Source organism: Micromonospora sp. WMMB235 (assembly GCF_001855515.1).
In the GTDB taxonomy this organism is placed as follows: Bacteria; Actinomycetota; Actinomycetes; order Mycobacteriales; family Micromonosporaceae; genus Micromonospora; species Micromonospora aurantiaca.
On sequence record NZ_MDRX01000001.1, the window covers coordinates 6072032 to 6090943 of the forward strand.

The 18912-nt window shown below is 73.4% G+C and carries 14 protein-coding genes and 2 pseudogenes; 9 read left to right on the forward strand and 7 right to left on the reverse strand.

The window, feature by feature from the left end; translation table 11 throughout:
• Positions 1-2 precede the first annotated feature (2 nt).
• On the forward strand, positions 3-368 hold the full coding sequence (locus BFV98_RS27185) for a VOC family protein (protein ID WP_013287760.1): 366 nt from the start codon (positions 3-5) through the stop codon (positions 366-368).
• A 207-nt stretch (positions 369-575) separates the two neighbouring features.
• A complete protein-coding gene (locus tag BFV98_RS27190; protein ID WP_071098233.1) occupies positions 576-3602 on the forward strand; it encodes a carbohydrate binding domain-containing protein in 3027 nt (1008 codons plus the stop codon).
• A 133-nt stretch (positions 3603-3735) separates the two neighbouring features.
• On the opposite strand, the gene BFV98_RS27195 is transcribed toward BFV98_RS27190, so the two are convergent.
• Positions 3736-4284, reverse strand: a complete 549-nt coding sequence (locus BFV98_RS27195; protein ID WP_013287758.1) for a hypothetical protein — start codon at positions 4282-4284, stop codon at positions 3736-3738.
• 181 nt (positions 4285-4465) lie between these two features.
• Between BFV98_RS27195 and BFV98_RS27200 the strand changes: the two genes are divergently transcribed.
• Positions 4466-5359 carry a virginiamycin B lyase gene (locus BFV98_RS27200; RefSeq protein WP_071098234.1) on the forward strand — a complete coding sequence of 298 codons (894 nt, stop codon included), beginning with the start codon at positions 4466-4468 and terminating at the stop codon, positions 5357-5359.
• A gap of 66 nt (positions 5360-5425) precedes the next feature.
• On the opposite strand, the gene BFV98_RS27205 is transcribed toward BFV98_RS27200, so the two are convergent.
• Positions 5426-6307 carry an LD-carboxypeptidase gene (locus BFV98_RS27205; RefSeq protein WP_369830091.1) on the reverse strand — a complete coding sequence of 294 codons (882 nt, stop codon included), beginning with the start codon at positions 6305-6307 and terminating at the stop codon, positions 5426-5428.
• Between the two features lie 112 nt (positions 6308-6419).
• Between BFV98_RS27205 and BFV98_RS27210 the strand changes: the two genes are divergently transcribed.
• Together BFV98_RS27210 and BFV98_RS27215 are read left to right on the forward strand one after the other, a co-directional pair.
• Positions 6420-7187, forward strand: a complete 768-nt coding sequence (locus BFV98_RS27210) for a type 1 glutamine amidotransferase (RefSeq protein WP_013287755.1) — start codon at positions 6420-6422, stop codon at positions 7185-7187.
• A gap of 2 nt (positions 7188-7189) precedes the next feature.
• Complete coding sequence (locus tag BFV98_RS27215; RefSeq protein WP_071098238.1) at positions 7190-10213, forward strand: bifunctional [glutamine synthetase] adenylyltransferase/[glutamine synthetase]-adenylyl-L-tyrosine phosphorylase; 3024 nt, start codon at positions 7190-7192, stop codon at positions 10211-10213.
• Positions 10214-10398: 185 nt separating this feature from the next.
• Here BFV98_RS27215 and BFV98_RS27220 read toward each other — a convergent pair.
• A pseudogene (locus BFV98_RS27220) lies at positions 10399-11595 on the reverse strand (hypothetical protein); the annotation flags it as partial.
• Between the two features lie 87 nt (positions 11596-11682).
• Positions 11683-12123: pseudogene (locus BFV98_RS33115) on the reverse strand (hypothetical protein); the annotation flags it as partial.
• A 36-nt stretch (positions 12124-12159) separates the two neighbouring features.
• Here BFV98_RS33115 and mptB (BFV98_RS27225) point away from each other — a divergent pair.
• The gene (gene mptB, locus BFV98_RS27225) at positions 12160-13572 is read left to right on the forward strand and encodes a polyprenol phosphomannose-dependent alpha 1,6 mannosyltransferase MptB (protein ID WP_013287752.1); all 1413 of its coding nucleotides are present in this window, start codon (positions 12160-12162) and stop codon (positions 13570-13572) included.
• Positions 13573-13583: 11 nt separating this feature from the next.
• A complete protein-coding gene (mptB, locus tag BFV98_RS27230; RefSeq protein WP_071098242.1) occupies positions 13584-15065 on the forward strand; it encodes a polyprenol phosphomannose-dependent alpha 1,6 mannosyltransferase MptB in 1482 nt (493 codons plus the stop codon).
• On the opposite strand, the gene BFV98_RS27235 is transcribed toward mptB (BFV98_RS27230), so the two are convergent.
• Positions 15055-15594 carry an ATP-binding protein gene (locus BFV98_RS27235; RefSeq protein WP_013475688.1) on the reverse strand — a complete coding sequence of 180 codons (540 nt, stop codon included), beginning with the start codon at positions 15592-15594 and terminating at the stop codon, positions 15055-15057. The two genes, mptB (BFV98_RS27230) and BFV98_RS27235, sit on opposite strands and share 11 nt — an antisense overlap.
• A 164-nt stretch (positions 15595-15758) precedes the next feature.
• Positions 15759-17183: a type I glutamate--ammonia ligase gene (gene glnA, locus BFV98_RS27240; RefSeq protein WP_013287749.1), complete on the reverse strand. Its 1425-nt coding sequence runs from the start codon at positions 17181-17183 to the stop codon at positions 15759-15761.
• A gap of 129 nt (positions 17184-17312) precedes the next feature.
• Here glnA and BFV98_RS27245 point away from each other — a divergent pair, with 129 nt between their 5' ends.
• The gene (locus tag BFV98_RS27245) at positions 17313-17768 is read left to right on the forward strand and encodes an RDD family protein (RefSeq protein ID WP_071098243.1); all 456 of its coding nucleotides are present in this window, start codon (positions 17313-17315) and stop codon (positions 17766-17768) included.
• A 61-nt stretch (positions 17769-17829) separates the two neighbouring features.
• On the opposite strand, the gene BFV98_RS27250 is transcribed toward BFV98_RS27245, so the two are convergent.
• Positions 17830-18519, reverse strand: coding sequence for a DUF4191 domain-containing protein (locus tag BFV98_RS27250; RefSeq protein WP_013287747.1), 690 nt, complete (start codon positions 18517-18519; stop codon positions 17830-17832).
• 213 nt (positions 18520-18732) lie between these two features.
• Between BFV98_RS27250 and BFV98_RS32380 the strand changes: the two genes are divergently transcribed.
• A complete protein-coding gene (locus BFV98_RS32380) occupies positions 18733-18903 on the forward strand; it encodes a hypothetical protein (protein ID WP_013287746.1) in 171 nt (56 codons plus the stop codon).
• The last annotated feature ends 9 nt before the right edge of the window (positions 18904-18912 follow it).

Below are 18912 nucleotides of genomic sequence, written 5' to 3' on the forward strand. Positions count from 1 at the left end.
GCATGTCCAGCACGCCCGTGACCTGGTTCGAGATCGGCTCCGACCGCCCGGACGAGGCGCAGCGGTTCTACTCCGAGCTGTTCGGCTGGAGTTTCGACGAGCAGGGCGGCCCGGGCCTGTCGTACCGGCAGACGGCGGCCGGCGGTGAGCGGGGGATCGGCGGCGCGATCCGGGACACCGACACCGGCAATTACGCGATCTTCTACGCCGAGGTGACGGACGTGCCGGAGACCTGCCGCCGGGCGGAGGCGACCGGCGGCACCGTTCTGACGGCGCCGGTGACCACACCGACCGGTCTGGTGCGTGCCCTGTTGCGCGACCCGTCGGGCAACCTGCTCGGCGTGTTCACCCCGCCCGCCGAGGGCTGAGCGCCGCGCCCTTGCTCCCGGCCCGGCCGGTCGCCGACCGGGAGCAAGTCGTTGCGGGCCGTGCAATCCGTTACGCCCATGTCTACTGTGAACCACTGGTTTCGTGGAATCGAAGCTGGTAACTTCCTGGCACCACGCGTCGCAAGTTCTTGCAACGCCTTCATCCCCTTGCGCCCGTCGTGCGGGCGTGGGTGTCAGGAGAGCGCCATGAGGGGCACCACCACCAACCGCCGCCGGTGGGGAGCGCTCGCGCTCGCCGCCGGCGTGCTCGCCGCGCTGCTGCCGTTCACCGCCGCCGCGGCGGCGAACACCGTCACCGTCTACTACCAGCCACCGGCCGCCTGGGGCACGTCCGTCAACATCCACTACGGCGTGGACGGGCAGGCCTGGACGCCGGTGCCCGGCGTGCCGATGGACACCGCCTGCGCCGGCTGGCGTCGCAAGACCGTCGACCTGGGCGCTGCCACCGGCGCCCAGGTCGTCTTCACCAACGGCAGCGGCGTCTGGGACAACAACAACGGCGCCAACTACCGCCTCGGCGCCGGCACCGTGACCGTCGCCGCCGGCCGGATCGGCACGGGCGACCCGTGCGCCACCCCGTCGCCGTCCGGCACCCCGACTCCGAGCCCGTCCGCCACTGTCGCGCCGAGCCCGACGCCGGGAAACACCGCCGAGGTCTGGTACCACCTCACGCCGCGCGGCTGGACCGCCGCGAACCTGCACTACCGGCCCGCCGGCGGCACCTGGACCACCGCGCCGGGCGTCGCCATGGAGACGCGCTGCGCCGGCTGGGCCCGCCGGATCGTCGACCTCGGCACGGCCACCGGCCTGACCGCCGCGTTCAACAACACCGCCGGCGCCTGGGACAACAACGGCGGCGCGGACTACACCCTGGGCGCGGGGCGCAGCGTCGTCGACAACGGCCGGGTCACCGCCGCCGCCGCGGACCCGTGCGCGCCGGTCACCCCGGACACCACCCCGCCGTCCACGCCGGGCGGCCTCACCGCCGTCGCCGACGGTCTGGCGGTCACCCTGACCTGGACCGCCGCCACCGACGACCGGGGCGTCACCGGGTACGAGCTGACCCGCACCGGGGGAGCCGGCGGCACCACGGTCACCAGCGCCACCACCCGGCACGTCGCGTACGACCTGCGGCCCGGCACCGCGTACACCTGGACCGTGCGGGCCCTGGACGCGGCCGGCAACCGGTCGGCGGCGAGTGCGCCCGCCTCCGCGACCACCGGCACCCCGCAGACCGGCGGTGCCCCGCTCGGCGGCGACCCGCGCGAGGACACCATCTACTTCGTGATGACCGCCCGGTTCGCCGACGGCGATCCCACGAACAACCGCGGCGGCAGCCAGCACGTCGCCTCCGGCAACGCGGCCAACGACGACCCGATGTTCCGGGGCGACTTCAAGGGGCTGGTCGACAAACTCGACTACATCAAGGCGCTCGGCTTCTCAGCGCTCTGGATCACCCCGGTCGTGCTCAACCGGTCCGACTACGACTTCCACGGCTACCACGGCTGGGACTTCTACCGGGTGGACCCGCGGCTGGAGAGCGCGGGCGCCTCCTACCAGGACCTGATCAACGCCGCGCACGCCAAGGGCATCAAGATCTTCCAGGACGTGGTCTACAACCACAGCTCCCGGTGGGGCGCCAAGGGCCTGTTCACGCCCACCGTCTACGGCACCCGCGACGACCAGTGGAAGTGGTACTACGACCAGCCGCAGGCCGGCCGGGAGTACGACCCGATGGTCGAGGCGACCGGGAACGACCCGGCGCTCACGCCGGCGCAGAACGCCAAGGCCAAGGGCCGGCCCTACAACGGCGACGTGTGGTCGTCCGCCGCGCCGGCCGGAAACCAGTGCCTGAACTGGGGTACGCCGACCGGCGGGCGCAGCCCCGAGGGCTACACGCTCTACCAGTGCCAGTGGCCGGTCCCGACCAGCAAGCTCTTCCCCGCCGACAAGTACCACCAGTGCTGGATCGGCAACTGGGAGGGTGAGGACTCACGCAGTTGCTGGCTGCACGAGGACCTGGCCGACTTCAACACCGAGAACGCCGCCGTGCAGCAGTACCTGATCGACGCGTACAACCGGTTCATCGACATGGGCGTGGACGGCTTCCGGATCGACACCGCCGTGCACATCCCCCGGGTCACCTGGAACCGGCGCTTCCTGCCCGCCATCCAGCAGCACGCGGTCGCCCGGTTCGGCGAGAAGGGCAAGGACTTCTACGTCTTCGGCGAGGTGGCCGCGTTCGTCAACGACAAGTGGAACCGCGGCTCGGTCAACCACTCCGCGCAGTTCTTCACCTGGAAGGAGCGCAAGGAGTACAGCCCGGACGACGTACGCGCCGCGATCGAGCAGTACGACCACGAGCAGCTGCTCGGCCCGAACGGGCAGCCGACCACCGACAACGCGTTCCTGCGCGGCAACACGTACCACGCGCCGGACCGCTCGCAGTTCTCCGGCATGAACGTCATCGACATGCGGATGCACATGAACTTCTCCGACGCCGGCAACGCGTTCGGCAACGGGAAGGACTCCGACGACAGCTACAACGACGCCACGTACAACGTGGTCTACGTCGACAGCCACGACTACGGGCCGAACAAGTCCTCCACCCGGTACACCGGCGGCACCGACGCCTGGGCGGAGAACATGAGCCTGATGTGGACGTTCCGCGGCATCCCGACGCTCTACTACGGTTCGGAGATCGAGTTCCGCAAGGGCGCCCGGATCGACTGCGGGCCGACCTGCCCGCTCGCCACCACCGGGCGGGCCTACTACGGCGACCACCTGGCCGGCAGCGTCACCGCCGCCGACTTCGGGGTGGTCGGCTCGGCCGGCGGGGCGGTGGCCACCACGCTCGCCCAGCCGCTGGTCAAGCACGTGCAACGGCTCAACCTGATCCGGCGGGCAGTGCCGGCCCTGCAGAAGGGGCAGTACTCGACCGAGGGCGTGAGCGGCGCGATGGCGTACAAGCGGCGCTTCACCCAGGGCGCGGTGGACAGCTTCGCGCTGGTCACCGTGTCCGGCGGCGCCACGTTCCGCGGGGTGCCGAACGGCCGGTACGTGGACGCGGTCACCGGCGACGTGAAGACGGTCACCGACGGCACGCTCACCGCCGCGGCCGGCGGCAAGGGCAACCTCCGGGTCTACGTGCTCGACCTGCCCGGCAACCCGGCGCCGGGCAAGATCGGCGCGGACGGGCCGTACCTGCGCTGACACGGGCGCGGCGGGGTGGCGGTGCGAGTGCACCACCACCCCGCCGCGGTCCGAGGGGATCAGGCGTGGGTGGCCCCGCCGGGCGCCGGCCAGGAGGAGGGAACGGCCGGTGAGGGGCGGCGGGGCCACCGCGTCACTTGCCGCCCTGGCCCTCCTGCTCGGCCTCGGCGCCCTGGTCGGCCTTGCCCTCCGGGCCGCCCTTGTCGCCACCCTTGCCGTGGTGGCCGGGCCTGCCGTCCGGGCCGCCCTTGCCCGGGCCCGGGAACACGCCCGCCTCGGCGGCCTTGAGCACCGCGTCGGCCTGCTCCTGGGTGAGCTTGCCGTCGGTGACGGCCTGGTCCAGCCGCTCCTTCAGCGCGGCCTGCCGGTCCTCGGTCGACGGCCGCTCCGGCCGCTCCGGGCGATCGCCCTGGCGCTGCTCGTGCAGCTTCTCCAGCGCCGTGGTGACCTTGTCGGTCGAGACGCCCAGCTCCTTGGCGAGCGCCTCGGCGAACTCGGCCTGCCGGTCGGCGTGCTTCTGGCGGCGGTCGTCACCCTGGTCGGTGGTGCTGCTGGCGCTCGAAGACGGGTTCGGGCTCTTGTCGTCGGCGAGCGCCACCGTCGGGGCGGCGATCCCGACGCCGAGCACGCCGGCGGCGGCCAGGCCGGCCAGCAGGTGCTTCTTCGACATCGTGCGGATCATGCGATTCTCCTGTTCGGTGGTGGTGCGATGACGTCACCGACAGTGGTCGCCGGAACTGAGGGCCACCCGTGGCTAACCTGTCAGCGAGCTGGCAATCCCGTCCGGAAAGCCCGAATTATTCGTGTTGCCGGGGTGCCGGAGCGCCCGCGAGGCTGGGCGAAACCCGACGGAAGGCCACTCGATGACACAGTCCGCCATCCGCGAGATCCCGCTCACCGGGCCGGGCTCCGGGCCGTACTCGATCACGGTCGGGCCCGACGGCGCGCTCTGGCTGGCGCTGGCCGGCTCCGGCGGCGTCGCCCGGCTCGGCCTCGACGGTGAGGTACGGACCTACCGCGACGACCCGCCCGGCAGCCGCCCGCTGATCATCGTCGGCGGCCCCGACGGCGCGCTCTGGTACACCCGCTCGGGCGACGACCGGCTCGGCCGGATCACAGTCGACGGCGAGACCGGCTCGGTGGCGCTGCCGCCCGGCTGCGGCCCCTGCGGGCTGGTGGTCGGTGCGGACGGCGCGCTCTGGTACGCCGGCATGAGCGACGACACGGTCGGCCGGGTGAGCGTCGACGGGGAGGTGACGTCCTTCCCGCTGCCGGTGACCAAGGGTTTCCCGTCGATGCTGGCGGCCGGCCCGGACGACGCGCTCTGGCTCACGCTCAACCAGGCGAACGCGATCGCCCGGGTCGGCCTGGACGGGTCGGTGACTGTGCATCCGCTGCCCACCGAGGCGGCCGGGCCGGTCGGCATCACCCGGGGCGGTGACGGCGCGCTCTGGTTCGTCGAGATCGTCGCCGGGCAGATCGGCCGGATAATGCCGGACGGGCGGATCGACGAGTTCCCGCTGCCGGACCGGGCGGCGCGCCCGCACGCCATCGTCGCCGATCCGGCCGGTGGCTGCTGGTTCACCGAGTGGGGCGCCAACCGCGTCGGCCACATCGACCCGGACGGCCACATCACCGCCCACACCCTGCCCACCCCGGCCTCGGAACCCCACGGCCTGACGGTCACCCCCGACGGCGCGGTCTGGGCCGCCTTGGAGATCGGCGCCGTGGCCCACCTCACGACCTCGCCGCGTTGATCATGAGGTTGGCGGCAGTTGTGGATCTCTGAACTGCCGCCAACCTCATGATCGCCGGGGTGGGCCTCAGCCTTGGCGGACGGCGGCGGTCGCCGTCAGGGTGCCTGTGGTGGCGTCCAGGGTGGCGGGGGTACCCACCGGGACGGTGAGCTGGTTGGGGCCGTGGCCGATGGGCAGGCCGCCGAGGACCGGCACGCCCAGGTCGCCCAGGCGGTCGGTGAGCACGTCCACGACCGTGGTGTCCCAGCCGTCCGCGCACTCGGTGAACTGGCCGACCGCCACCCCGGCGATCCCGTCCAGCGCACCGCAGCGGCGCAGGTGGGTGAGCATCCGGTCGATCTTGTACGGCGGCTCCTGCACCTCCTCGACCAGCAGGATCGCCCCGGTCAGGTCGGGCATGTCCGGGGTGCCGATGGACGCGGTGATCAGGCACAGGTTGCCGCCGAGCAGCCGGCCCTCGGCCCGGCCGGGCACCCGCACCGGGAACGTCTCCTCCGCCTCGACCGCCGTCACCGTCACCGGCTCGGCGCTGGTCAGCACGGCGTGCAGCGACTCGGCCGAGCGGATCGGCGTGCGCTCGTCCCGCCACGCGGCGCCCGGCCCGTGCACCCCGGCCAGGCGGGCGCCCCGCCAGAGCGCGAACTGCAACGCGGTGATGTCGGAGAACCCGGCCACCACCTTCGGATCCCGGCGTACCGCCGCCATGTCGATCAGGTCGACCACCCGCTGCGCGCCGTAGCCGCCCCGGGTGCAGATCACCCCGCGGATCTCCGGGTCGGCGAACGCCGCGTTCAGGTCCGCGGCCCGCAGCGCGTCGTCGCCGGCCAGGTAACCCCGCCTGGCGTACGCGTTCGGCGCGGGCACCGGCCGCAGCCCCCAGCCGGTGAGCAGCTCGATGCCGCGGGCCACCCGTTCGGGACGGGTCGGCCCGGACGGGGACACCAGCATCACCGCGTCGCCGGGACGCAGGGCCGGTGGGCGCAGGCAGTCGTCAGGCACGATCGGAGCCTAGGGCCTGCCGGACCGTGCCCTGTCGGGCGTACCGGTTAGCCTCGACGTCGTGGCGACCGCGCTGGTGATCGAAAACGACCCGACCGACGACCTCCGCCGCCTGGGGGAGTGGCTCAGCGAAGGGGGCCTTGAGCTGCGCGTGCTGCGTCCGCACGCCGGTGACCCGCTCCCCGGCGACCTGGAGGGGTACGCCGCGCTCGTGGTGCTCGGCGGCGACCAGCAGGCATACCCGGGGTCCGACGGCGGCCCCGGCGCGCCCTGGTTCCCGGCGCTGGAGGGGCTGCTGCGCAAGGCGGTCCGCGGGCGCGTGCCCACGCTCGCCGTCTGCCTCGGCGCGCAACTGCTGGCCACCGCGCACGCGGGCCGGGTCGAACGCAGCCCGTCCGGTCCGGAGGTCGGTCCGGCGCTCGTCGGGCGGCGCGACGCCGCCGAGGACGACCCCCTGTTCCGGTACGTGCCGCTGATGCCCGACGTCCTCCAGTGGCACGCCGACGAGATCACCGAACTGCCGCACGGCGCGACGCTGCTCGCCGCGTCCACCCGCTACCCGCACCAGGCGTTCCGCCTCGGCGACCGGGCCTGGGGCCTGCAGTTCCACATCGAGTGCGACACCGCGATGATCGCCGAGTGGTCCCGCGACTCGGCCGTGCTGGCCGAGCTGGGCTACGACCCGGAGCTGGTGGTGGCGGCCTGCGACCGGGTGATGGCCGACGTCGAGGAGGCGTGGCAGCCGTTCGCGATCCGGTTCGCCGCGCTCGCGCTCGGCGAACTCGGCGACGACAACCCGCGCCGCAGCCTGCCGCTGCTCGGGGCCTGACGGTGACCCGGCCGGCCCGCGGGCGCCTGGCCCGCTACGGATTCGCCGAGGGCGACGGCGCCACCCGCGCCGCGGACCTGCTCGGCCCGGACGGGCTCGCCCTGTGGCGGCCCGACACCCAGGAACCCGCCGACGAACGCGCCGCCGAACTGCTCGCCGCGCTGTCCCGCGCCGCCGACCCGGACCTGGCCCTGCGTCAGCTGCACCGGCTGGTCGAGTCCGAGCGGCGCTCCGGCGACGAGGTGGCCGTACGCGACGCCCTGGCCGCCGACCCCGGGCTGCGCCGCCGGCTGATCGCGGTGCTCGGCGCCTCGTCCGCGCTCGGCGACCATCTGGTCGCCAACCCCGGGCAGTGGGCGGTGCTGGCGACCGAGCCGGACGGGCTCGCCCCCACCGCGGAAGGGCGGCTCGACCTCGGCGTCGCCGCCCGGCTCACCACCGTCACCGGCGCGGTCCCGCTGCTGCGGCAGGCGTACCGGCTCGCGCTGCTGCGGATCGCGGCGGCCGACCTGACCGGCGGGCGCGGCCTGGAGCAGACCATGGCGGCGCTGTCCGGGCTGGCCGACGCCACGCTGGCCGCCGCCTACGACATCGCCGCCGACGAGCTGCCGGAGGGCACGCCGCGCCCCCGGCTGGCAGTGGTGGCGATGGGCAAGTGCGGCGGCGACGAGCTGAACTACGTCTCCGACGTCGACGTCATCTTCGTCTCCGCCACCGACGACGACCTGCCCGCCGCGACCCAGATCGCCACCCGGCTGATCCAGATCTGCGGGCTGGTGGCGTGGCCGGTCGACGCGGCGCTGCGTCCCGAGGGCAACCGGGGGCCGCTGGTGCGCACGCTCGCCAGCCACCTCGCCTACTACAAGCGCTGGGCGCGCACCTGGGAGTTCCAGGCGCTGCTCAAGGCCCGCCCGGCCGCCGGCGATCTGGAACTCGCAAAGGAGTGGATCGACGCGCTGGCCCCGCTCGTGTGGACCGCCGCCGAACGCCCCGAGGCGGTCGAGGACGTCCGGTCCATGCGCCGCAAGATCCTCGACAACGTGCCGCCGAAGGAGCTGGAACGCGAGATCAAGCGCGGCCCGGGCGGGCTGCGCGACATCGAGTTCGCCGTCCAGCTGCTCCAGCTCGTGCACGGCCGGGGCGACGAGTCGCTGCGGGTGCCCGGCACCGTGCCGGCGCTGCGCGCGCTCGTCGCCGGCGGCTACGTGGGCCGCGCCGACGGGGAGGCGCTCCTGCGCGGCTACCGCTTCCTGCGCGCCGTCGAGCACCGGCTCCAGCTCCAGGCCCTGCGCCGCACCCACACCGTGCCGACCGAACCGGCCGCGCTGCGCTGGCTCGCCGCCGCGCTCGGCTACGCGGCCACGCCGGGCCGCAGCGCCGTCGAGGAGTTCCGCGCCGAGTGGGTCACCCACGCCACCGAGGTACGCCGGCTGCACGCCAAACTGCTCTACCGGCCGCTGCTCGAATCCGTGGCCCGCGTACCGGCCGAAGGGCTGCGCCTCACGCCCGAGGCGGCCCGGCACCGGCTGGAGGTGCTCGGCTTCGCCGACCCGGCCGGTGCGCTGCGGCACCTCCAGGCGCTCACCGGCGGGGTCAGCCGGACCGCCGCCATCCAGCGCACGCTGCTGCCGGTGCTGCTCGACGAGTTCGCCGACGCCCCCGAACCGGACCGCGGCCTGCTCAACTACCGGCAGGTCTCCGACAAGCTCGGCAGCACCCCCTGGTACCTGCGCCTGCTGCGCGACTCCGGCCCGGTGGCACGCCGGCTGGCCCGGGTGCTGTCCTCGTCCCGGTACGCGGCCGACATGCTGGCCCGCGAACCGGAGGCGCTGCGGCTGCTCGCCGAGGACAGCGAACTGACCCCGCGTCCACGGGAGACGCTCGTCGACGGCTTCGCCGCCGCTGCCGCCCGCCACGACGACCCGGTCGAGGCGATCCGGGCGGTCCGCGCGCTGCGCCGCCGGGAACTGGTCCGGATCGCCGCCGCCGACGTGCTCAGCCGCGCCGGTTCGCTCGCCCCGCTCACCCCGCGCCCGGTCGGCGGCGGGGAACGCCGGCCCACAGTGGTGGACGTGACGGCTGTCGGCACCGCGCTGTCGCACGTCGCCGACGCCACGCTGGCCGCCGCGCTGCGCGCCGCCCGTACCGTCCACCCCGGACCGCCCGGCCTGCGCTTCGCGGTGATCGGCATGGGCCGGCTCGGCGGGTACGAGTCGAACTACCTCTCCGACGCCGACGTGCTGTTCGTCTACGACCCGCCGCCCGGGGTGGAGGAGAGCGCGGCGAGCGCAGCAGCGCACGCCATCGCCGAGGAGTTGCGCCGGCTGCTGTCCGCGCCCGCCCCCGACCCGCCGCTGGGCGTCGACGCCGACCTGCGCCCCGAGGGCCGGCAGGGCCCGCTGGTCCGCAGCCTGGCCGCGTACGCGCAGTACTACGCGCGCTGGTCCCGCGTGTGGGAGGCGCAGGCGCTGCTGCGGGCCCGGTTCGTCTGCGGCGACGCCGACCTGGGCGCCGAGTTCGAGGCCATGATCGAGCCGGTGCGCTACCCGGCCGAAGGGCTGAGCCGCGAGCAGGTGGTCGAGATCCGGCGGATCAAGGCGCGGGTGGAGACCGAGCGGCTGCCCCGGGGCGCCGACCCGGCCACCCACACCAAGCTGGGCCGGGGCGGGCTCGCCGACGTCGAGTGGGCGGTGCAGTTGCTCCAGCTCCGCTACGCCGGTCAGGTGCCCGCCCTGCGCGGCACCCGTACGCTCGACGCCCTCGCCGCCGCCCGCGACGCCGGGCTGCTCGACGCCTCCGACGCCGCCGAGCTGGCAGCCGGCTGGACGCTCGCCGCCGAGGTGCGCGACGCGCTGATGCTGGTACGCGGCCGGGCCGGTGACCAGTTGCCCCGGCACGGGGTGGAGCTGGCCGGTGTGGTGCGGCTGCTGGGGCGCGAGGACCAGGGCGAGTTCCTCGACGAGTACCTGCGCACCGGACGCCACTCCCGCACAGTCGTCCAGCGAATCCTGGAGTCCCCCCTCTAGACCCGGGCCCGGATGCCGGCCCGGGTGCCGCGGCGTGCCGGGGCCTCGCTGACCGCCTTCGCTGCTCCTCTACCGAGGCTTGTCCCGACACGCGAGCCATGCGTTCCGCATCTCGGGAGCGCCGAGAGATCTTGGTAGCAAACGGCCCCTATGGCGGCCTTTTCGTACCAAGATCTCTACCCGGGTCAGCTCGTGAGGGTGTAGGTGCCGGGTTGGGGGACCGTTACGGTGGTCCACCTGCCGGCTCGGGTGACCGTGGCGCCGTTGGAGACGGTGAGCCAGCGGTCGTGGCGTACCCGGATCGGGATCGGGCCGGGGGCGAGGGCGCGGAACGTGATCGAGGCGCCGTCCTGGCTGATCAGCTCACCGGGCGCGCCGACGATCGGGGTGGGTTCGGCCACCGCGTACAGCTTCCAGTGCCGGTTCGACCAGACCTCGGTCAGGTACGGCTGGCCCAGCTCGACCAGCTTCGCCTCGGATCGCCCCACCCAGGAGAACTCGGCATCGGGCACTGCCACGTACTGCACCGCGTTGTCGGCCAGCCAGTCCCGGTAGGTAACGGAGGTCAGCGGAATGCCGGTGCCGTCCGCGCCGGGCACCGTGGTGAAGAACAGCGGGTTGCGGTCGATGTCGGCCTGGCGTAGCCAGCCCCGGGCCAGCGGCACCTCACCCATCCGGGCCGCCTCCCAGTAGTTGCGGGTCGGCGGCACCTCCACCCGCCCGGTGAGCCCGCGCCGGGCCAGTTCCGCGCGCAGCGGAGCGAAGTACGCCGGGTCGGCCGTCGGATCGTCGGCGCTGCGCAGGTCGGCGGTGACCACCGGCGGCTGCCACCAGCAGACGACGGCGAGCAGGGCGGCCAGCCCGGCCGCTCCGACAGCCCGGCGGGACCGACCCTGGCCGAGCCGGTCAATGCCATGCGCGTCGCTGTCGGGACGGCCCGCACCGAGTCGGCCCGCGCCGAGTCGGCCGCCGAGGCGGCTCGCGGTGAACCATGCGGGGGGCGTCGCCGCGGCGGCCAGCAGCGGCAGCGCGAACATCACCACCAGGCGGGTGGCGTTCAGCCCGACCGGTGTGTGCAGCAGCGCCGACGCCAGCACCCCGGCCGCGGACAGCAGCGCGCCCACCCGCACCGGCCGGTACGCCACGAGAGCCGCCACGACCAGGCTCGTCACCACGGCGTGCACGGTGTCGGCCGTGCTGATGTTCATCCAGCCGCCCTCGCCGAACAGCAGCCCGGTCACCGCCAGCGGCACCGCGGCCGGTACGGCGAGCAGCAGGCCGTCGGCGTACCGGCGGGACAGCAGCAGCGCGACGCCGGCGAGCCCGACGAACAGCCCGGCCACCGGGCTGGCCGCCGATGCGAGCAGCGCGGCGGCACCGGCGGCGACGGCCGCCCAGACGTTCCGGCCGCCACCGGCAGCGCCGGGACCGGCCGGCCCGGCAGCGACACCATCGGCACCGGCGGCGACGAGCCGGGCTCGGCGGGCGGGGACCGTGAGCGCGAGCAGCGCGGCCAGGCCGAACGCGACGCCGAGGGCGTACGTGACCCGGCCGGACACCAGGTTGCCGGCGATCGTCACCACGCCGACCAGGCTGCCGAGCAGCGGGCGGGGCACCCGGGTCCGTACCAGCAGGGCGGCGAACGCGGTGGCGGAGGCGAGCAGGGCGAGCGCGCCGGTGACGCGTACCCCGAGCAGTGCCATCAGCGGCGGTGAGACGAGGCTGTAGCCCCACGGGTGCACGCCGCCGTACCAGCGCAGGTCGACCAGGGCGGCCCCGTGGTCGGCGAAGAACCCGGCGCGGGCGACCTGCGCGGACAGGTCGGAGCCGGTGGCCGGCAGCGTGAGGTAGAGCACGGCGAGGACGAGCGCCGACACGGCGGAGACCGCCACCACCCGACCGCCCCGCATGCCCACCTCCTGATCGCGAACCACCGTACTGGCAGCATGTCGGACGTGCCTCACCACCTCTCGCGCTGGATCGGCCTGGCGGGTTCGGTGCTGCTCGCCGTGGCCGCGTTCCTCGGCGGCGCCCTGCCCGACGGCGAGTTGCGTCCCACGCCGCTCAGCATCTGGCAGGGCCCGAACGGGCCGCTGATCATCGGGTTGTGGCTGGTCGGCACCGCGCTGCTGGCGTGGGCCTGGTGGTCGCTGCGGGACCGGGTGCCGTCGTCCCGGTGGGTGCTGGTCACAGTCGCGCTGTGGCTGCTGCCGATGCTGGTCGCGCCGCCGCTGGGCAGCCGGGACGTGTACGCGTACGCGTGCCAGGGCGCCAGCTTCTCGGCCGGGATCAACCCCTACGAGCAGGGCGTCTCAGCGCTGCCCTGCCCCTGGCTGGACACCATCTCCTACATCTGGCGGGACACCCCGGCGCCGTACGGGCCGCTGTTCGTGCTGCTCGCCGGCGCGGTGGTGGAGGCCACCGGCTCGCTGCTCGCCGCCGTCGCGCTGTTCCGGGTACTGGCCGTGGCCGGGGTGGCGCTCACCGCGTGGGCGCTGCCGGTGCTGGCCCGCCGCTGCGGGGTGCCGCCACGGCGGGCGCTCTGGCTGGCGCTGGCGAGCCCGCTGGTGCCCGTGCACCTGGTGTCCGGCGCGCACAACGACGCGCTGATGATCGGCCTGCTCGTGGCCGGGCTGGCCGTGGTGGCCGCCCGGCCGGGCCGGCCCGGACCGCTGCTCGCCGGTGGGGCGTTGCTCGGACTTGCCGCCGCCGTCAAGATCACCGCGCTGGTCGTGATGCCGTTCGCCGCGCTGGCCGCGATCGTCGGGGCGTACCGGATCAGGACGCTGGTGCGCGACGGCGGGTGGGTGGTCGGCGGCTCGCTCGCCGCGCTCGCCGCCGTGACCCTCGCCTCCGGGCTGGGGCTGGGGTTCGTCGGCGGGCTGGAACAGGGCGGGCTGGTGGTGGCCTGGACGTCGCCGCCGACGGCGGTGGGGCAGACCGTCGGCTACCTGCTCGCGCCGTTCGGCGTGCACGTCGATGCACTGCCGGTGACCCGGGCGATCGGCATGGTCGTGCTGGTCGCCGTGCTGATCTGGCTCTGGTTCCGGTCGTTCCGTCGCGGTGAGCCGTTCTGGCACGCCGGGCTGGCGCTGACCGCCACCGTCGCGCTCTCCCCGCTGTTCCACCCCTGGTACTGGCTGTGGCCGCTGGCCGTGCTCGCCGCCACCGCGCACCGCACGCTCTGGTTCTCGATCGTCACAGTGGTGTCGTCGTTCCTGGTGCTGGCCGACGGCACCGGTTTACCCCGGTACACCAAGATGCCCGGTGCGCCCTTGATGACCCTGTTCGTGATCGGGGTGGTCGTGTGGTTGGTACGGTCGGCTCGCAAGGGCCGGCAGCCGGTTCCCGTGGACTGAGGAGTGTGCCGGTGAGCGAGCCCGACGGACCCGTCCGGCCGATCGCCGCCGGTCTCGCCCGCTACGCCGGCCTCGCCGGTGCCGTACTGCTCACCGTCGCCGGATGGCTCGGCGGCGCGCTACCGGGCACACCACCGCGCGGCACGCTCGCCGCGATCTGGGCCGCACCGCACGGGCCGGTGACGCTCGGCTGCTGGCTGGCCGGGACGCTGCTGCTCGTGGGCGCCTGGTGGTCGCTGCGGTGGGGCGCCCCGTCCGGCCGGTGGGCGTACGTGACCGCCGGGCTCTGGTCGCTGCCGCTGCTCGCCGCGCCGCCGATCGGCAGCCGCGACGTCTACTCGTACGCCTGCCAGGGCTGGACGTGGACGCAGGGGCTCAGCCCGTACCGGATTGGGGTCGCCGCGGCCGGCTGCCCGTGGACCGACTCGGTGTCGCCGATCTGGCGGGACACCCCGGCGCCGTACGGGCCGTTCTTCGTGCTGTTGGCCGGGCTCGCAGTCCTCGCCGGTGGCGGCCTGATCGGGACGATCGTGGCGCTGCGGCTGGTCGCGGTGGCCGGGGTACTGCTGGCCGCGCTCTGCCTGCCCGGCCTGGCCCGCGCCGCCGGGGTGCCCACCCGCCGCGCCGCCTGGCTGGTGCTCGCGTGCCCGCTGGTCGGGATCCACCTCGTGGCGGGCGCGCACAACGACGCGCTCGCGCTCGGGCTGCTCCTGCTCGGCCTGCTGGTGCTGGTCCGCCTGCCGGGCAAGCCGCGTGCGCTGCTGGTGGCCGGGGTGCTGCTCGGCCTGGCCGTGGCGGTGAAGGCGGTCGCCGTCGTGGCGCTGCCGTTCGCGGCGCTCGCCGCCGTGCTCGGCCGCTACACCTGGCGGGCGCTGCTGCGCGACGGCGGGCAGCTGGCCGCGTCGGTGCTCGGCACGCTGCTGGTCGTGTCGCTCGCCACCGGCCTCGGGCTGGGCTGGGTGGAAGGGCTCGGCCACAGCGGCGACTCGCAGCAGTGGACCTCCCCGCCCACAGCGATCGGCTTCGTGATCGACTACGCCGGTGAACTGGCCGGGCAGCGGCCGGCGGCGGTGCCGGTGGCCCGGACGGTCGCGCTGGTGCTGCTCGCCGGGACGCTCGTCGCGCTCTGGTGGCAGGCGTGGACGGCGCTGCGGCGGCTCAACGACGCCCGGCAGCGGGTGGCCCGGCTGACGCTGGCCCGCCCCCGGGTGGCGCTGCTCGGCGCGGGGCTGGCGCTCGCCGCCACGGTGCTGCTCGCCCCGGTCTTCCACCCCTGGTACGCGATCTGGCCGCTGACAGTGCTCGCGGTCGCGGCGGTGCCGCTGGCCCGGCAGGTCTGGTTCGTGGCGCCCTGCGCGGTGGCCTCGGCGCTCACCCTGCCGGACGGATCCAACCTGGCCCGGTTCAGCAAGGCACCGGGCGCGGTGCTGATGACGGCGCTGGTGGTGGTCGTGGCGGTCGTGTGGACGTTCCCACGCGGTTCTAGGAGATGAAGGCAGGCCAGCGGTGCCTGCGCCACTCGTCCCAGGTGGCGAACCCGGCCGGTGGATCGTCGACAGGTTCACTGCCGTCCAGTTCCCCCGGCGTCGGGATGCTCATGACGGCAGCCCACGTGGCGAGTTCCTCGTCGGACATGTGCCAGGTCGTGTGCGGCTCCTCGGCCTGCCGCCGGTCAAGCCGTTGCCGCTGCTCGGCCGGTGTGAGCTGGAAGTAGCGCATCGTCACCGACGCTCCGAGGTCGGCTGCTGCCTGTCGTAGCGCCGAGCGCTCATCTCGGCCCCAGAGGCCGAAGTCGATGACGACGTTGACGCCGAGTTCGAGCGCCCGCAGCGCGATCTCGATGAGCCGTCCCTCGATGACGTCCGAAGCCGACGGCGGGTTCGCCAGCCCGTAGAGGGCCTTCACCCACTCGTCCTTCGTCAGACGAAGGGCCTTCTCCTCGACCTCTATGCGCCGCGCCTCCGTGGTCTTCCCGGTGCCCGGCAGTCCTACGGTCAGGAACAGCGTCGGTCGTGTTGTCATCACTACCCCTACGAGCGGTCGCCTCATCATCGCTGACATCCGGCCATGCCACGATCAGCACGCGACCGCTCGACACGAAACGGCGGCCACGCCGGCTGTGAGCCGGCATGACCGCCGTCCGTCAGGGCGGACCCGATTCGTGCGGGTCGGCGCCTTGATCTACCTCAGCAGTCGAAGTACATCGCGAACTCGTGCGGGGTCGGGCGCAGACGCACCGGGTCGACCTCGTTGGCCCGCTTCCAGTCGACCCAGGTGGAGATCAGGTCCGGCGTGAACACGCCGCCGTCGAGCAGGTAGTCGTGGTCGGCCTCGAGCGCGTTGAGCACCTCGGGCAGCGAACCCGGGACCTGCTTGACGTCGCCCCACTCCTCCGGCGGCAGGTCGTACAGGTCCTTGTCGATCGGCGCCGGCGGCTCGATCTTGTTCTTGATGCCGTCCAGGCCGGCCATCATCATCGCCGAGAATGCCAGGTACGGGTTGCTCGACGGGTCCGGCACCCGGAACTCGACGCGCTTGGCCTTCGGGTTGCTGCCGGTCACCGGGATGCGGGTGCACGCGGAGCGGTTGCGCTGCGAGTAGACCAGGTTGACCGGCGCCTCGAAGCCCGGCACCAGACGACGGTAGGAGTTCACCGTCGGGTTGGTGAAGGCCAGCAGCGACGGGGCGTGGTGCAGCAGGCCGCCGATGTACCAGCGCGCGGTGTCGGACAGCCCGGCGTAGCCGGTCTCGTCGTAGAACAGCGGCTCGCCGCCACGCCACAGGCTCTGGTGGGTGTGCATGCCGGAGCCGTTGTCGCCGAACAGCGGCTTGGGCATGAACGTGGCGGTCTTGCCGGCGGCCCAGGTCTCGTTCTTGACGATGTACTTGAACAGCTGGAGCTGGTCGGCGGCGTGCAGCAGGGTGGAGAACTTGTAGTTGATCTCCGACTGGCCGGCGGTGCCGACCTCGTGGTGCGACCGCTCGACCGTGAAGCCGCCGTCGACGAGACGCCGCACGATCCGGTCGCGCAGGTCGGCGTAGTGGTCCACCGGCGGCACCGGGAAGTAGCCGCCCTTGTACGCGGTCTTGTAGCCGCGGTTGCCGCCCTCCTCGATCCGGCCGCTGTTCCAGGCGCCCTCGATCGAGTCGATGTAGTAGAACGACTGGTGCGCCGAGGTCTCGTGGCGGATGGAGTCGAAGATGTAGAACTCCGCCTCGGCGCCGAAGTAGGCGGTGTCGGCGATGCCGCTGGCCGCCAGGTACGCCTCGGCCTTCTTCGCCACGTTGCGCGGGTCGCGGGAGTACGCCTCGCGGGTGAACGGGTCGTGGATGAAGAAGTTGAGCGCGAGCGTCTTCTGGGCCCGGAACGGGTCGATGAAGGCGGTGGCGACGTCCGGCAGCAGGAGCATGTCGGACTCGTGGATGGCCTGGAAGCCGCGGATCGAGGATCCGTCGAAGGCGAGGCCGTCGGTGAAGACGCTGTCGTCGAACGACTCGACCGGCAGGTTGAAGTGCTGCATCACGCCGGGCAGGTCACAGAAACGTACGTCGACGAACTTCACGTCCTCGTTGGCGAGGTATCGCAGGAGTTCCTCGGAATTGGCGAACACACGTCCTCCTGGCAGGTCCACTCCGTTAGCTGGCTACTGGCGACGCTATGGCCGGGGGGTTGCCCGGCCGTGTCTCGTCTGTTTCCGCCGTGTTACGTCGCTTGCGGAGCGTCATCCCGGCACCCTCTGATGCCGAATGTCGTATTTTTCGTCAGGGGTCGCGGCGGCGCTACCCTGGCCGCTGTGACCGATACCGCCGCCACACCGGTGCCGCCCGCCACCAACCCCGCCTTCACCCCGCCCAGCCTCGGCCGCCGCTTCGGCGCCCTGATCATCGACTGGGTGCTGTGCCTGATGGTCGCCCGGGCCTTCTCCGACCCGGTCCGCGACGGCTGGCCGCCGGTCCTGGTGCTGATCCTGGAGTACGGCTTCTTCATCGGCCTGTTCGCCCAGACCCCCGGCATGTACCTGACCCGGCTGCGCTGCGTGTCCTGGGCCGACGGCGGCCGGATCGGGTTGCTCCGCGGACTGCTGCGCGGCTTCCTGCTGGCCCTCGTGGTGCCGGCCCTGCTCATGGACGAGCACCGGCGCGGCCTGCACGACCGGCTCGCCGGGTCCGTCGTCACCGACGCCCCGCGCCGCTGACCCGCACGAAGAAGGAGCCGGCTCCGCACGGGACCGGCTCCTTTCTCGCGTACGCCGGAGGTCAGCGACCCCGGGTCTGCCGGAACGCGCCACGCGCCGGCCGCATGTTCTTCGGGATCGCGCCCTTGGGCATCTGCGGCCGCGCGGTGAGCGCCTTGAGCCGCTTGTCGAGCGCGTTGACGTCCTTCGGGGACAGGGCGCGGGGCAGCCGCATCAGCGTCATCCGCAGCTTGCGGACCGGCAGCTCACCCTCGCCCTGCCCGATCACGTAGTCGTGCAGCGGGGCGGTGCCGATCACCTTCGCCAGGCGGCGCTTCTCCTGGCCGAGCAGGCCGCGGACGCGCTGCGGGTTGCCCTCGGCCAGCAGGATCACGCCCTGCCGGCCCACCACCAGGTGCACCATGTCCATCTGGGTGGTGGAGCTGACCGCCGGGGTGACCCGCCAGTCGCCGCGCATGCTCTCCATGATCTGCGCCGCCGCGCCCGGCTGCCCCTCGGCGGCGTTCATCATCGCCTTGTTGGAGCGCAGGTTGAGCACGATCAGCACGGCGAGCAGGGCGAGCAGGATGCCGATCGGCAACCAGATCCAGCCCCAGGCGATCACCGCGACCACGGTGAGCGCGAGCGGGATCAGCACCGCCGCCGCGGTCAGCGGCGCGAACCACTTGTCCTGCTTGGCGGTGAACCGGAACACCATCCCGATCTGCTTCAGCCGCTGGCCGAACGAGACCTTCTCCTGGGGCTTTGCCATACCGCAGAGTCTAGTGGTCGGCGCGCACCCCGTTGATCCGTGGCCGCCTCCTGCGCCGTGGGCTGAGTACCTTACCGCCGCGCCGTCCCGAATCGGCCCGCCGGTAAGGAGGCCGGACGGCCGAAGATCAGGCGGCGTACCCATGCCCCGGGGGCACCTTCGCGCGGAGAGTCGATCTCGACAGGGACACACCGCACGACAGGGAGATCCGAGATGTTCGGCAACGACGCAGACCTCATCCTCAGCATCCACCGCAGCCACGCCGCCGAGCTGCAGGCCGACGCGGCCCAGGACCGGCTCGCCCGGTCGCTGCCCCGCCGGCACCCGCGCGGCTGGCTCAGCCGCCGCCAGCACAACGCCCGCCCCGCCGACGCCCGCCGGTGACCGCACCGG